The following is a 14,168-nucleotide window of genomic DNA, read 5'->3' as shown; positions in this document are numbered from 1 at the left end:
ATCACCCCCTGCGCGCATCCGGGCGTACCAGATCGAAGCGATGGCTGTCACTGATGGCGTAGTAGGTCGTCGGTCCACCCGCACGCAGAATGGGCTGCGCTTTCGCGGTCTGGTATATCCCCTCTTCCAGCAAACTCTCGGCGATATGGACGCCCACGACTTCGCCGAGCACCAGCCAGGTATCAATCGGTGTCCCATCCGCGCCGGTAAGCTGAATGCACTGTGACAATCGACACTCGAAATTAACCGGGCTTTCCGCCACGCGCGGCGAGCTCACAAGCTGGCTGGCTACGGGCGTCAGGCCGGCAAAGGTAAATTCATCCTCGCCATGAGGGAGCGTGGCGGAGGTTTCATTCATCGCCTCGGCCAGATCGCGCGTTGCGAGGTTCCAGACAAACTCCCCCGTTTCGGTAATATTCCGCACGCTATCCTTCCAGCCGTTGCTTGAAAAACCAATGATCGGTGGGCGATAGTTAAAGCAGTTAAAGAAGCTATACGGGGCAAGGTTCAGTTGACCGGCCTTATCACAGGATGAGATCCAGCCAATCGGACGTGGACCGATAATGGCGTTCAGCGGGTCGTGCGGCAGGCCGTGCCCCTGAGACGGTTGGTAAAAGTACATATCGCTCTCTCTACGCTGGGGCTGCAACGCGCATTGCCCGGGTTCAGTCTTTCCAGCGTAACGAAATTTCCGTTCAGCGTGAATCGGGACGCCGGGTTTATTGCCAAAAATTCATATGGCGCATGATTGTGACCTTCATCACTTCAAACTTACGGTTTCAGACAGTATCATCAGATAAGTTAAACCCTCGCTGCCAGACGGCGAGGGTTTTCTTTTGGATTGGTTTCTGCGTTACACGCAGCATTAACGACATGGAGTAAAAATGTCCAGACCTACGATTATCATCAATGAACTCGACGCAGAACGTATTGACCGACTGTTGGAGAAACCAGAATTCGCCTCGCTGCCGGTAGCCGATGCGCTGAACGAAGAGCTCGACCGGGCGCAGATGTGTACGCCTGAGACCATGCCGCATGATGTGGTCACCATGAACAGCCAGGTGAAGTTCCGCAACCTGACCACCGGAGAGGAGCTCACTCGTACGCTGGTCTATCCGGCGCAGATGACCGACAGCAGCACGCAACTGTCGGTGCTGGCACCCGTGGGCGCAGCGCTGCTTGGACTGCGCACGGGCGATACCATCCACTGGGAACTCCCGGGCGGCGCCTCAGCTCACCTGGAAGTGCTTGAGCTGCTCTACCAGCCCGAAGCCGCTGGCGATTACCTGCGTTAATCCCTTCTGAACAAGCGACCCCGCTTTGCACAGAGGATGCACCCGCATCCTCTTTCCGCAAATTCACCCTATTGTGCTATACCGGACAAAAACCGCTTAATCCACGCTTAGTCTGTTGTAGTGCCGTGGGGACGGTCATGGGTGAGATACTTGTTATCACACTGGTTTTTCTCATCATCCTGGCGATCCTCGTCGTGGCGGTGCTGTACCTTGAGCGCCACTGGTGAGTGAGGAACCTCACACAACGCCGCCGGGGAAGGCATTCACCAGTCCCTTCACTTTCTGCTGCGCTGCCTCCGGGGTGTCTGCGCCAGGCACCAGGATCACCTTGCGGCATTCCTCCTCCCGTTTTTCGAAGATCTTATAGGCGCGTTCCGCATCAGCCAGCGGAAGATAGTGGGTCACAATATCTTCTGGGGTAAGCAGCCCTTTTTCGATGAGCGGCAGCAGCTCTCCCAGCCAGGCATGGACGTGGGTCTGCCCCATCTTAAAGCTCAGCCCTTTATCGAAGGCATCGCCAAACAGGAAGCCGTGAATAAAACCGGCGTACACGCCCGGCACGCTGACCACGCCGCCGCGCCGCACCGCAGCAATACACTGGCGCAGGGCTTTGCCGCTGCTGCCTTCAATTTTCAGGTTACTGAGGATCGTTTCCGTGGTGCTGCCTTTGGCCTCAAACCCGACGGCATCAATCACCGCATCCACTCCTCGCTGTCCGGCCGTTTGCTCAATGATTTTCTCCGCCGCGTCGTTATCGTCATCAAAGTTAATCGGGATCGCGCCGTAGCGCTCCTGGGCAAACCGCAGTCGATAGGGATGATGGTCAACCACGAAAATCTGCTCTGCGCCTAGAAGCCGCGCGCAGGCAATGGTCAGTAACCCCACCGGCCCGGCCCCGAATACGGCGACGCTGGAGCCTTTCTGGATCTGCGCATTTTTTGCCGCCTGCCAGGCGGTAGGCAGAATATCTGACAGGAAAAGCGCTTTGTCGTCAGACAGCAGCTGGGGCACTTTAAACGGCCCCATGTTGCCTTTCGGGACGCGCACATACTCCGCCTGTCCGCCCGGCACGCCGCCGTAAAGATGGCTGTAGCCAAACAGCGCGGCAGGGGCGGGAATTTGCTTTTTGTTCAGCGCCGCGCCCTGCCCGCGGTTCGTGTTTTCGCAGGCCGCGTACTGTTGCATCTGGCAAAAGAAGCAGTCACCGCAGGCAATCACAAACGGGATCACCACCCGGTCACCTTTCTGCACGTTTTTCACTTCGCTCCCGCACTCCACCACCTCGCCCATAAATTCATGACCAAAGATATCGCCGTGCTGGACCTTGGGAATTTTTCCGCGATAAAGATGCAAATCAGAACCACAGATCGCCGTGGCCGTTACGCGCAGGATGATATCGTCAGGCTGTTCGATGCCCGGATCGGGGACATTATCGACCCGAACATGATGTGGTCCGTGATAGGTGAGAGCTTTCATGCAACCTCCGAAAGGGTGTGGGTAAGCTTATAAAAGGGTAGCTACCTCTCGGGATCTGCCCCGGAATCCGGCTGTTTTGAGATTTATCCTGGCGAGATAAAAAAGTGCTGTCGGGATTACAGAAACCTTTTATATTTTGTGGTTGAATGATTTCAGCGTTTATAAACAAGGAGAAACGGTTATGTATCAAACAATCATTATGCCGGTTGATGTTTTCGAAATGGAACTGAGTGATAAGGCTGTACGTCACGCGGAATTTCTCGCGCAGCAGGACGGAGTTATTCATCTTCTGCATGTTTTACCGGGCTCTGCCAGCCTGAGCCTGCATCGTTTCGCTGCTGATGTGCGTCGTTTTGAAGAGCATTTACAGCATGAAGCCGAGACACGCCTGCAAACCATGGTCGGGCACTTCAGCATTGATCCTTCCCGCATCAAAACCCACGTCCGGTTCGGTAGCGTGCGCGACGCCGTTAATGAGCTGGCGGGGGAATTGAATGCCGACGTGGTAGTGATTGGATCACGTAACCCTTCCATCACCACTCACCTGCTGGGGTCGAACGCCTCCAGCGTGATCCGCCACACCCACATTCCGGTGATGGTCGTGAGATAAAAAAAGAGGCCACCTTTTGGTGGCCTCTGGCATTGCAGGTGTCGTCTTGCTTTCTTTTATTATGCAGTTTTGGTGCGGATCAGATAATCAAACGAGCTCAGCGACGCTTTCGCACCTTCGCCAGTGGCGATGATGATCTGTTTGTACGGCACGGTGGTGCAGTCGCCCGCCGCAAATACGCCCTTCACGCTGGTTTCGCATTTCGCATCAATGATGATCTCGCCCATGCGGTTGCGCTCAATCGCGCCTTCCAGCCAGGTGGTGTTTGGCAGCAGGCCAATCTGAACAAAGATCCCTGCCAGCGCCACGCTGTGGATATCGCCACTCACGCGGTCACGGTATTCCAGACCGGTCACTTTGCTGCCGTCGCCTTTCACTTCTGTCGTCTGGGCATTGAGCACAATATCGACGTTATTCAGGCTACGCACCTTATCCTGCAACACCTGGTCCGCTTTCATCTCCGGGGCGAATTCCAGCAGGGTAACGTGTTCAACAATTCCCGCCAGATCGATAGCCGCTTCCACACCGGAGTTACCGCCGCCGATCACCGCTACGCGTTTACCTTTGAACAACGGGCCGTCACAGTGCGGGCAATAGGTCACGCCTTTGGTGCGATACTGATCTTCGCCCGGGACGTTCATGTTGCGCCATTTCGCGCCGGTGGCAATGATCACGCTGCGCGCCTTCAGCACCGCGCCGGAGGCCGTTTCAATCTGGTGCAAACCACCCTCGACCGCGGCCGGAACCAGTTTGCTGGCGCTCTGGCTATCAATGACATCCACGTCGTAGTCGCTGACGTGCGCTTTCAACGCCCCGGCCAGCTTCTGGCCTTCGGTTTTCGGCACGGAAATGTAGTTTTCAATGTCAACGGTATCCAGAACCTGACCACCGAAACGCTCGCCCATCAGACCGGTACGGATCCCTTTGCGTGCGGAGTAAACCGCTGCCGCCGCGCCCGCCGGGCCGGAGCCAACAATCAGTACGTCGTACGCATCACGTTGGTTCAACTCTTCCGCCGCACGTTTTTCTGCGCCGGTATCCACTTTGGCGACGATTTCGGTCAAGGTCATACGCCCCTGGCCGAACTCCTGACCATTCAGGTAAACCGCCGGAACGCCCATCACGTTGCGCTCGGTGATTTCGTTCTGGAACGTACCGCCGTCAATCGCCGTGTGCTTAATGCGTGGGTTGAGGACTGACATCAGGTTCAGCGCCTGCACCACGTCCGGACAGTTATGGCAGGAGAGTGAGTAATAGGTTTCAAACTCAAAATCACCGTCGATATCGCGTATCTGCTCCAGCAGCGCCTGCGCTTCTTTTGACGGATGACCACCGGTCCACAGCAGCGCCAGCACCAGGGACGTAAATTCGTGCCCCAGCGGAGAGCCCGCAAAACGCGGCCCCTGGTCAGACCCAGGGTTGGCGATCAGGAAAGAAGGTTTACGAACTGCCAGCGTGTTGTCTTCTTTGAAGGTCACTTTCGGCGACAGCTCAGCAATCTCTGTCAGCAGCGCTTTGATTTCTGCCGATTTCGCGCTGTCGTCCAGCGTGGCAATCAGCTCAACAGGTTTGGTCAGTTTCTCAAGGTAGGCCTTGAGCTGGGTTTTCATGTTAGCGTCGAGCATTATTCTTCCCTCTCTTAAAACGTCATCATGCAAGCCGCCTTATACGGGCTGCCTGAATGCAACTTGCATCATGGTGCTGGAATGAAATGGGCGCGGGGAGCGCCCATTGATTGCCGGGTGGCACTTCGTTTACCCGGCCTACGATACTGTAGGCCAGTGCAAGCGTAGCGCCGCCAGGCTTTACAGACTTAGATCTTGCCAACCAGGTCCAGAGATGGAGCCAGCGTCGCTTCGCCTTCTTTCCATTTCGCCGGGCACACTTCGCCTGGGTGAGAAGCAACGTACTGAGCCGCTTTCACTTTGCGCAGCAGGTCAGATGCATCACGGCCGATACCTTCAGCGGTAACTTCGATAGCCTGGATAATGCCCTGCGGGTCAACAACGAAGGTCGCGCGGTCTGCCAAGCCTTCATCTTCACGCATGTTGTCGAAGTTACGGGTCAGGGCGCCAGTCGGGTCGCCGATCATCGCGTATTTGATTTTCGCGATAGTTTCAGAGCTGCTGTGCCACGCTTTGTGGGTGAAGTGGGTATCGGTAGAAACAGAGTAAACGTCTACGCCCAGCTTTTGCAGTTCTTCGTAGTGGTCTGCCACGTCGCCCAGTTCGGTCGGGCAAACGAAGGTGAAGTCAGCCGGATAGAAGAAGAACACGCTCCAGCGGCCTTCGGTATCTTTCTCAGTTACTTCGATGAACTCACCGTTTTTGAACGCCTGGTTTTTGAAAGGTTTAATTTTGGTGTTAATCAAGGACATCTGTACTTCCTCCGTGTTTTCGTTGAGATGTAAGGTAACCAACTTTGTTCATCGGGGCTAATGCGTATGCTTTATCAAATCAATCAGCCAAACCTTACAACAGCAACAAGACAGCAAGGTGAACCTTTTACAGGAAAGCCTGAAAGTAAAAAGGCCGCCTCAACGGGCGGCCCTGATACCTGAATTCCCCGCAGGTACATTCAGTGCCAGCCGAAGCTGGCGTTGCGTTGCGCTCTACATACCTTGTATCAAGGCCGTAACAGCGGTTTGATTACAGCATCCGTGCGCGCATTGAGCAATGCATAAGAGGGATAGTCCTGCCTATGGTTGTGATAGGCTGAACCGAACAGGCTTCTGAAACGTTATAAATTTAATTTCATTATAAATTTCGCGCTATATATAAATGCCAGTTGTTATTCAAATAATTCAATCACACTTCAAAGATAAAATTATCTTAATAAGTCTTGAAGTTGTGTTTCAATAATCCAAAGCCGTGATATATTAAGATCACTTAATTTTTAAATTAAGCGAGTTACCCCCACGGATTGTTAAAGGTAACTTCCCTCTGTCGTACTCCATGATGTGATAACGACAGCAAGCACAGCACACTCAGGACGAAACATGGCCAACCTCTACGACCTAAAAAAATTCGATCTCAATCTGTTAGTCATCTTCGAATGCATTTACCAACATCTCAGTATCAGTAAGGCTGCCGAGACACTTTATATCACGCCATCCGCCGTGAGCCAGTCGCTGCAACGTCTGCGTGGCCAGCTCAATGATCCCCTTTTTATCCGTTCAGGTAAAGGGATTACGCCAACCACGGTGGGCACTAACCTGCATCATCATCTTGAACAAAATCTCAACCAGATTGAACAAACTATCAACATGATGCATCACTCTGAGATCAAGAAAAATTTCGTCATTTATTGCTCTCAAATGGTATCCCCCGGCTATATGCTCGAACCGATGAAGCTGTTAATGTCTGAGGAAAATTATGAGATAGAACAACGCGATATGCTTATCTCTCCGGAATCCGCAGAGGACCTGCTCGCCTACCGTAAAGCGGACCTGATTTTCACAATTGCCCCGGTGAAAAATCGCTCTGTGGTGTGTGTTCACTTTGCCACGGTGCCAATAACGTTAATCTGCCGGGAAAACCATCCAAGACTCACCGATACGGTCAGTCTCGAGGCGTTATACCGGGAGAAATTCACCTTTTACCAGAGTACTCACCCGGGCATTAAAGAGTTCCAGAATCGTGCCAATGACGTTTTCCCGGAAAGAAATATTGCTTTTCGCACGGACTCCATCAGCTCGCTTATCTCCATGGTCAGTTCATCTGATCTGTTAGGCTTCATACCCATATCAATCTATGAAGCCTATAAAGAGACGTTAAAATTAAAACGGGTCGCCGCCCCTTTTGAATTGCCCGAAATAAATGTCTATATGCTTTACAGCCGTTCATCTCTGAACAGCAGCGTTTTTTCAACGTTCATTGAGAAAATGCATAAACTCTGTCTTTCCACTCCGTCTGCGTAAAATCATTTACATGGTGAATATAAAAATCGCAAACTAAAAAAATGATTCCGTGAAAATAATGAAAAATGATTTCATAATATCGTCTTAATTTCTTCCAGACATTTAACACGCAGGATGCGATTAACCATGTCGATCTATAAAATCCCTTTAGAGGAAAACGTCTTAGACGCTTCTGCGGAACGCATAGACTGGACGCTAAACAATTTCCCCAGGGTATGCGTTTCCTTTTCCGGTGGAAAAGATTCTACCGTGATGTTGCATCTCGTTGCCCAAAAAGCACGGCAATTAAAGCGAAAAATAGATGTCATCTTTCTGGACTGGGAAGCACAATTCTCGTCAACCATTCAGCATGTTGACACGATGAGAACGCTGTATCGGGATGTTATCCATCAGTTCTGGTGGGTAGCGCTTCCGCTCACGACCCAGAACGCCCTGTCACAGTTTCAACCTGAATGGCAGTGCTGGGAACCCGGGACAAACTGGGTTCGCCAGCCACCGGAAGATGCCATTACCGATTATCACTATTTTGATTTTTATCAGCAGGGAATGACATTTGAAGTCTTCGTGCGCGAGTTTGCCGAATGGTATGCGCAAAAACGTCCTGCCGCCGTCATGGTGGGGATCCGCGCCGATGAATCCTACAACCGTTTTCTGGCTATCGCGTCGGCACGTAAGCAGCGCTTTTCTGACGATAAACCCTGGACGACCGTCGCGCCAGGTGGTCACTCCTGGTATATCTACCCTCTGTACGACTGGAAAACCGCCGATATCTGGACGTGGTTCGCGAAATCAAAATGTTGCTATAACCCGCTATACGATCTGATGTACAAGGCGGGGGTGCCGCCACGCTATATGCGCATCTGCGAACCGTTTGGCCCGGAACAGCGCCAGGGCTTGTGGCTCTATCATGTCATTGAACCCGAACGCTGGGCAGCGATGTGTGAACGCGCCTGCGGGGTGCGCAGCGGCGGTATTTATGCCGGGCACGACAACCATTTTTATGGCCACCGGAAGATCCTGAAACCAGACCATCTTGGCTGGCGCGAATACGCCATGCTGCTACTCGACAGCATGCCGCAAAATACGGCGGAACATTACCGCAATAAAATCGCGGTGTATCTCCACTGGTATCAAAAGCGAGGCATGAACGATATTCCTGATACGCAGGAGGGTGACATTGGCGCCAAGGATATTCCCTCATGGCGACGTATCTGTAAGGTTTTACTTAATAACGATTACTGGTGCAGGGCCCTGTCATTTAGCCCAAATAAACCAAAACACTATCAGCGCTACAGCGACAGAGTGAAGGCAAAACGCAAGGAGTGGGGCATTTTATGCGACAGCGAATAATCACCGAAATTGACATCTACCTTCAATCACTTCCCGAAGAGGATCGAATAAATGCCATTAACGCCTTCCGTCAGGCAATACATAAAAACAGTCCTTTTCGTGAGCAACCTATAGACTGTGTGCTCTGGGTTAAACAGGACGCGATTACCGCCAACGATTACAACCCCAATAACGTTGCCCCACCGGAAAAACGATTACTCAGCAAGTCACTGGAACTTGATGGATTCACCCAGCCTATCGTTGTGACCGAAAGCGAACAGCAGCAGTATGAAATCGTGGACGGTTTTCACCGCCATGAAATTGGCACAGCCCGGGCGGTTTTGAAGCGCCAGCTCAAAGGGTACTTACCCGTCACTTGCCTGCGCCAGGAGCGACAGGACAAACATAACCGAATGGCGGCCACCATTCGCCACAATCGGGCTCGTGGGCGGCATCAAATCAACGCCATGTCAGAGATTGTTCGTGAACTGGTTCAGCTCGGCTGGGACGACGAGAAGATAGGCAAGGAGCTTGGGATGGATAGCGACGAAGTGCTGCGCCTCAAACAAATCAACGGTCTGCTCGAACTCTTCGCAGACCGTCGTTTTTCTGAAGCCTGGACGGTGAAATAGTCAGAGCGCGTTTAACCGCGCTGCCGCTGCCAGCAGCGTCGATTCCTGCTTCGCAAAGCAAAGTCGGATCAGCTTATGCGGGAAGGGATCGGCGCAGAACACTGACAGCGGAATGGCCGCCACGCCCACCTCTTTCGTCAGCCACTGGCAGAAACTCACGTCGTCCAGATCGGAAATCGCGCTGTAGTCGGCCAGCAGGAAATAGGTCCCTTCACAGGGTAAAATCTCCAGACGGCTTTTGCTCAACGCAGCCACAAACCGATCCCGACGCGCACGGTAGAAATCCGGTAGCTCACGGTAGTGTCCGGGTTCGCTGCGCAGCATATCCGCCAGCGCCAGCTGAGCGGGTGTGTTCACCGCAAACGTCAGATACTGATGCACTTTACGCAGCTCAGCGCTGATGGCGGCGGGCGCCACGCAGTAACCGACCTTCCAGCCGGTCATATGGTAGGTTTTGCCAAATGACGATACCGCGATTGCACGCTCACGAAGCTGCGGATGCGCCAGCACGCTGGCATGCCCCTCTTCGGCGAAGCAGATATGCTCATACACCTCGTCGCTCAGAACATAGATTTCACGTTCGGCGATGGCCTGCCACAGGGCGGCAAAATCGCTCTTCAGCCACACCGTCGCCGATGGGTTGTGCGGCGTATTCAGGATCACCAGCCGGGTTTTATCGCTCAGCAGCGCGGCAAACGCCTGCCAGTCCGGACGAAAATGAGGCGGCTGGAGCGCCACGCGTTTCACCACGCCGCCGGCCAGTTCAATCGCCGGGGCGTAGCTATCGTAGCTTGGGTCAAAACAAATAACCTCGTCGCCGGTACGCACCAGGGCGGTTATCGCCGCATACAGCGCTTCGGTCGCCCCTGCGGTTACCGTGATATCGCTGTTCGCATCAGGTTTATAGCCATACAGCTCAGCCGTTTTATCCGCAATGGCTTCACGCAACGCCTGCACGCCTGTCATCGGCGCGTACTGGTTTGCCCCCTGCGCCACGTGGTACGCCAGACGCTCCTGCAAATAGCGCGGGCCGTCAAAATCCGGGAACCCCTGCGAGAGGTTAATGGCGTTGTGCTGCTGCGCCAGAGCGCTCATCTGCGTAAAAATCGTCGTGCCGAGATTTGGAAGTTTACTTTGCGGGATCAACGGGTTATTGCTCATTGTAGTGTGCCTGCCTGTAATACTTATGTTGCTGACACTATAACACGATGTTAGTCTTTGGCAATCAAGACGCTTAGACGTCTAAACGATATAAATATTCCTGACCGAGAGGGTAAAAGGAAATGACAGACAACCTGCAACTCACACACCTGGTCGAGGCCTGCCGCTGGATTGGCGCTAAAGGCTGGGCGCCCGCTACCGGCGGCAATATGTCCGTGCGTCAGGATGAACACCTGTGCTGGCTGAGCGAATCCGGAAAAGATAAAGGCAGCCTGACCACCGCCGATTTTCTACAGGTTGAAATCGCCACCAACCGTGCGCCGTCTGGCCGTAAACCGTCGGCAGAGACCGGGCTGCATACCCTCATCTATAGCCTGTTTCCCGAGGCTAACGCCGTCCTGCACGTTCACACCGTCAATGCCACGGTGCTGTCGCGTCTGGTCAACGAGGCCGAGCTGAAGATCACCGGTTTCGAGATGCAAAAATCCCTTACCGGGCAGACCACGCACCAGGATACGGTGGCCATCCCGGTGTTTGATAACGACCAGGACATCGACGCCCTCGCCTCGCGCATCGCCCATTACGCGCAGGAACGCCCGCTTAATTATGGTTTTCTTCTGCGCGGCCATGGCTTAACCTGCTGGGGACGCGACGTGGCCGAAGCCCGCCGTCATCTGGAAGGTTTAGAATTCTTATTTGAATGCGAAATGCGTTTACGACAATGGGAGAGAGTATGATTCGCGCGATTGTGACGGATATTGAAGGGACCACCAGCGATATCCGTTTTGTCCATGATGTTTTGTTCCCCTACGCGCGTGAGCGGCTGGCGGCCTTCGTGACCGCGCAGCAGTACGCCGAGCCGGTCAAATCGATTCTGGACAACCTGCGTGATGAAATTGGCCACCCGCACGCCAGCGTCAGCGATCTCATCAACGTGCTGTTTACCTTTATGGATGAAGACCGCAAATCGACGGCGCTCAAAGCCCTGCAAGGCATCATCTGGCAAGACGGCTACGTGAACGGCGACTTTACCGGACACCTCTATCCGGACGTGCTGCCTGCGCTGGAAAAATGGAAGGCACAAGGCATTGATCTCTATGTTTATTCCTCTGGCTCCGTCGCCGCGCAGAAACTGTTATTTGGCTACAGCGACGAAGGTGATATTACTCATCTGTTCAGCGGCTATTTTGATACCCACATCGGCGCCAAGCGCGAGGTGCAGTCTTATCAAAACATTGCGGCACAAACGGGCATCGCCCCGTCGCAGATCCTGTTCCTGTCCGATATTCATCAGGAGCTGGACGCGGCTGAACGGGCAGGTTTTCGCACCCTGCAGCTGATTCGCGGCGATGATGACGGCGCAAGCCATCATCATCAGATCCACCAGTTCGACGAGATTAATCCGGAGCAGATCCCTTCATGAGCGCATTGACCATTTATTCTGATAAAGACGCCAGCCAGCCTCAGTGGCACAGCACCGACGCCGCCGAGATCGCCCAGCAGCTCAACGCTAAAGGGGTGAGGTTCGAACGTTGGGCGGCGGATCGTGACTTAGGCCAGGATCCCGCGCCCGAAGCCGTGATCGCGGCGTATCAGCACGCGATCGACAAGCTGGTGGCCGAGAAAGGTTACCAGAGCTGGGACGTGATTAGCCTGCGCGCCGACAATCCGCAGAAAGAGGCGCTGCGCGCGAAGTTTCTGAATGAACACACTCACGGCGAAGACGAAGTGCGCTTTTTCGTGGAAGGGGCGGGATTGTTCTGCCTGCACATCGGCGATGAGGTGTATCAGGTGCTGTGCGAGAAAAACGACCTGATTTCCGTTCCCGCGAGCACGCCGCACTGGTTTGATATGGGCTCAGAGCCGAACTTTACGGCGATTCGTATTTTCGATAACCCGGAGGGTTGGGTCGCACAGTTTACCGGGGATGCGATTGCGGATGCGTATCCACGCCTGGCATGATCTTTTCCCCCTCTCCCTTGTGGGAGAGGGCTGGGGTGAGAGGAAACATACGGCTCTGGTGGTCAGTTCCATATTCAGACATTAATCAAATACTGGCGATAATCCTCTGTACATCAGCGCCAACCAGCCTCGCCAGATGCACAAACTCCACCACGTCTAACCTGCGTTCACCACTTTCCACTTTAGCGATAAACGATTGGGGTTTCCCCAAAGCCTCCGCAAGCTGGGCCTGAGTAATCCCCTTCTCTTTACGAGCTTTCTTCAACGCATTGATAACAAGCTGGTATTCTTCTGAATAAACTGAGGCCATTGTTCCGATTCCATACAAATATCCTGAAATCGAATATCCACCTATTGCCTTTTTATCCCAAAACAGGTTAATTGAGTACGTAACGCAAACCTGTAAGGAGTAAAGAATGCAACGTCAAAACTGGCATCCTGCCGATATTGTTGCGGCATTAAAGAAACAAGGAACAAGCCTGGCAGCGTTGTCACGCAAGGCCGGCCTTTCTTCATCCACATTAGCAAACACACTCTCGCGCCCGTGGCCAAAGGGCGAATTGATTATCGCTCAGGCGTTGAACATTCCACCGGATGTGATATGGCCGGAAAGATATTTTGGTAAAAATGGTGAACGCATATTCCGTCAGATGAGAGCGACCAGGAAAAAAACGTGTCTTTGACATGAACAGCGTTTTCCCCCCCTTCGGGGAAGCCCATCAGTTCATGCTGCTCACGAATTTCCCTTTCGCTACCTCGTCCGGTGTGACCACGCCTGTATCCAGCACCCAGCCGCTAATCAGCGAGGCGGGGGTGACGTCAAACGCCGGGTTATAGACCTGCGCCTCTTGCGGCGCCCACTGCACCGCGCCAAAGCTCCCCGCCACGCCCGTCACTTCACTGGCCGCGCGCTGCTCAATCGGGATTGCGTCACCGTTCGGGCAGTCCGGGTCGAGGGTCGTTTGCGGGGCAGCGACGTAGAACGGAATGCCGTGAAACTTCGCCAGCACCGCCAGGGAATAGGTGCCGATTTTGTTCGCCACGTCGCCGTTGGCAGCAATGCGGTCTGCACCCACCCACACGGCGTCCACCTGCCCTTTTGCCATCAGGCTGGCGGCCATGGAGTCGGTAATCAGCTGATACGGTACGCCCAGCTCGCCGAGTTCCCACGCGGTCAGCCTGCCGCCCTGCAATAGCGGACGGGTTTCATCCACCCAGACGTTGCTTACCTTGCCTTCCTGATGCGCGCGAGCAATCACCCCCAGCGCGGTACCGACGCCCGCCGTCGCCAGCCCGCCGGTGTTGCAGTGGGTCAGCAGACGGCTGCCGGGCTTCACCAGCGCGCTGCCCGCTTTCGCAATCGCGTCGCAAAGCCGTTTGTCTTCGTCAATCAGCCGCAGCGCTTCGGCCACCAGCGCCGAAACATAATCTTCCTGCCACAGCGCATTCTTCATGCGATCGAGGTTGTTCATCAGGTTCACCGCCGTCGGGCGGGAGGCGCGCAGGGTTTCCAGCGCCACCGCCAGCTCGTCGCGGCTTTTGCCGCTTTCCGCTAACAGCGCCAGCAGAAGGCTTGCAGAGAGACCAATCAGCGGCGCGCCGCGCACCCGCAGGGCGTGGATATGCCCGACCAGCGCCACCACCGTCGAGGCATCCAGCCAGCGTTTCTCCTGCGGAAGCGCCTGCTGGTCGAGAATAAAGAGCTGATTATTCGCCACCCGCAGGCTGGTCGTCTGTAATGTCTGCATGTCGTTAATTCCCTGTTGCGTTGTTGTATCACATTG

At 54.1% G+C, this 14,168-nt stretch carries 17 protein-coding genes; 10 read left to right on the top strand and 7 right to left on the bottom strand.

Annotation, left to right across the window (positions count from 1 at the left end; all coding sequences use genetic code 11):
- Window position 1: 1 nt before the first annotated feature.
- The gene (locus tag IM290_RS12955) at window positions 2-622 is read right to left on the bottom strand and encodes a flavin reductase family protein (protein WP_193041727.1); all 621 of its coding nucleotides are present in this window, start codon (window positions 620-622) and stop codon (window positions 2-4) included.
- 262 nt (window positions 623-884) lie between these two features.
- On the opposite strand from IM290_RS12955, the gene rnk reads away from it, so the two are divergent.
- Complete coding sequence (gene rnk, locus IM290_RS12950; RefSeq protein ID WP_006809650.1) at window positions 885-1,295, top strand: nucleoside diphosphate kinase regulator; 411 nt, start codon at window positions 885-887, stop codon at window positions 1,293-1,295.
- A 137-nt stretch (window positions 1,296-1,432) separates the two neighbouring features.
- Complete coding sequence (gene yldA, locus IM290_RS21775; RefSeq protein WP_015571155.1) at window positions 1,433-1,522, top strand: small membrane protein YldA; 90 nt, start codon at window positions 1,433-1,435, stop codon at window positions 1,520-1,522.
- A 10-nt stretch (window positions 1,523-1,532) separates the two neighbouring features.
- Here yldA and IM290_RS12945 read toward each other — a convergent pair whose 3' ends face one another.
- The gene (locus IM290_RS12945; protein WP_193041728.1) at window positions 1,533-2,771 is read right to left on the bottom strand and encodes a zinc-dependent alcohol dehydrogenase; all 1,239 of its coding nucleotides are present in this window, start codon (window positions 2,769-2,771) and stop codon (window positions 1,533-1,535) included.
- 181 nt (window positions 2,772-2,952) lie between these two features.
- Between IM290_RS12945 and uspG the strand changes: the two genes are divergently transcribed.
- Window positions 2,953-3,381, top strand: a complete 429-nt coding sequence (uspG, locus tag IM290_RS12940; protein WP_006809652.1) for a universal stress protein UspG — start codon at window positions 2,953-2,955, stop codon at window positions 3,379-3,381.
- A gap of 59 nt (window positions 3,382-3,440) precedes the next feature.
- Here uspG and ahpF read toward each other — a convergent pair whose 3' ends face one another.
- Both ahpF and ahpC read right to left on the bottom strand, forming a co-directional pair.
- Window positions 3,441-5,006: an alkyl hydroperoxide reductase subunit F gene (ahpF, locus tag IM290_RS12935; protein ID WP_017382489.1), complete on the bottom strand. Its 1,566-nt coding sequence runs from the start codon at window positions 5,004-5,006 to the stop codon at window positions 3,441-3,443.
- A gap of 188 nt (window positions 5,007-5,194) precedes the next feature.
- On the bottom strand, window positions 5,195-5,758 hold the full coding sequence (gene ahpC, locus IM290_RS12930) for an alkyl hydroperoxide reductase subunit C (RefSeq protein WP_014882974.1): 564 nt from the start codon (window positions 5,756-5,758) through the stop codon (window positions 5,195-5,197).
- Between the two features lie 621 nt (window positions 5,759-6,379).
- Here ahpC and IM290_RS12925 point away from each other — a divergent pair.
- The 3 genes from IM290_RS12925 (at window position 6,380) to IM290_RS12915 (ending at window position 9,261) form a co-directional block, all read left to right on the top strand.
- Window positions 6,380-7,300 (top strand): LysR substrate-binding domain-containing protein, encoded by a 921-nt coding sequence (locus tag IM290_RS12925; RefSeq protein WP_193041729.1) that lies wholly within the window; start codon window positions 6,380-6,382, stop codon window positions 7,298-7,300.
- Between the two features lie 126 nt (window positions 7,301-7,426).
- Window positions 7,427-8,650, top strand: a complete 1,224-nt coding sequence (locus IM290_RS12920) for a phosphoadenosine phosphosulfate reductase (protein ID WP_193041730.1) — start codon at window positions 7,427-7,429, stop codon at window positions 8,648-8,650.
- Window positions 8,635-9,261 carry a ParB/RepB/Spo0J family partition protein gene (locus IM290_RS12915; protein ID WP_193041731.1) on the top strand — a complete coding sequence of 209 codons (627 nt, stop codon included), beginning with the start codon at window positions 8,635-8,637 and terminating at the stop codon, window positions 9,259-9,261. Before IM290_RS12920 ends, IM290_RS12915 begins: the two co-directional genes overlap by 16 nt.
- On the opposite strand, the gene IM290_RS12910 is transcribed toward IM290_RS12915, so the two are convergent.
- The gene (locus IM290_RS12910) at window positions 9,262-10,422 is read right to left on the bottom strand and encodes a pyridoxal phosphate-dependent aminotransferase (protein ID WP_193041732.1); all 1,161 of its coding nucleotides are present in this window, start codon (window positions 10,420-10,422) and stop codon (window positions 9,262-9,264) included.
- Window positions 10,423-10,544: 122 nt separating this feature from the next.
- Here IM290_RS12910 and IM290_RS12905 point away from each other — a divergent pair, with 122 nt between their 5' ends.
- Genes IM290_RS12905 through IM290_RS12895 form a run of 3 tightly spaced genes read left to right on the top strand, consistent with a single transcriptional unit; the run spans window position 10,545 to window position 12,384 of the window.
- Window positions 10,545-11,159: a methylthioribulose 1-phosphate dehydratase gene (locus tag IM290_RS12905; protein WP_058689213.1), complete on the top strand. Its 615-nt coding sequence runs from the start codon at window positions 10,545-10,547 to the stop codon at window positions 11,157-11,159.
- Complete coding sequence (mtnC, locus tag IM290_RS12900) at window positions 11,156-11,845, top strand: acireductone synthase (protein ID WP_193041733.1); 690 nt, start codon at window positions 11,156-11,158, stop codon at window positions 11,843-11,845. Before IM290_RS12905 ends, mtnC begins: the two co-directional genes overlap by 4 nt.
- Window positions 11,842-12,384, top strand: coding sequence for an acireductone dioxygenase (locus tag IM290_RS12895; RefSeq protein WP_193041734.1), 543 nt, complete (start codon window positions 11,842-11,844; stop codon window positions 12,382-12,384). The genes mtnC and IM290_RS12895 overlap by 4 nt, the downstream gene beginning before the upstream one ends.
- 85 nt (window positions 12,385-12,469) lie before the next feature.
- On the opposite strand, the gene IM290_RS12890 is transcribed toward IM290_RS12895, so the two are convergent.
- Entirely contained in the window at window positions 12,470-12,694 is a 225-nt protein-coding gene (locus IM290_RS12890; protein WP_032652941.1) for a helix-turn-helix transcriptional regulator, read from the bottom strand.
- A gap of 106 nt (window positions 12,695-12,800) precedes the next feature.
- Between IM290_RS12890 and IM290_RS12885 the strand changes: the two genes are divergently transcribed.
- A complete protein-coding gene (locus IM290_RS12885; RefSeq protein WP_032652939.1) occupies window positions 12,801-13,067 on the top strand; it encodes a helix-turn-helix transcriptional regulator in 267 nt (88 codons plus the stop codon).
- A gap of 36 nt (window positions 13,068-13,103) precedes the next feature.
- On the opposite strand, the gene mtnA is transcribed toward IM290_RS12885, so the two are convergent.
- Window positions 13,104-14,132, bottom strand: a complete 1,029-nt coding sequence (gene mtnA, locus IM290_RS12880; protein ID WP_193041735.1) for an S-methyl-5-thioribose-1-phosphate isomerase — start codon at window positions 14,130-14,132, stop codon at window positions 13,104-13,106.
- Window positions 14,133-14,168 lie beyond the last annotated feature (36 nt).

Source organism: Enterobacter cloacae complex sp. S1 (assembly GCF_014930525.1).
Classification (GTDB): domain Bacteria; phylum Pseudomonadota; class Gammaproteobacteria; order Enterobacterales; family Enterobacteriaceae; genus Enterobacter; species Enterobacter hormaechei_C.
The sequence above is the reverse complement of the archived record's forward strand: the minus strand, read 5'-3'. Positions and strand labels throughout refer to the sequence as shown.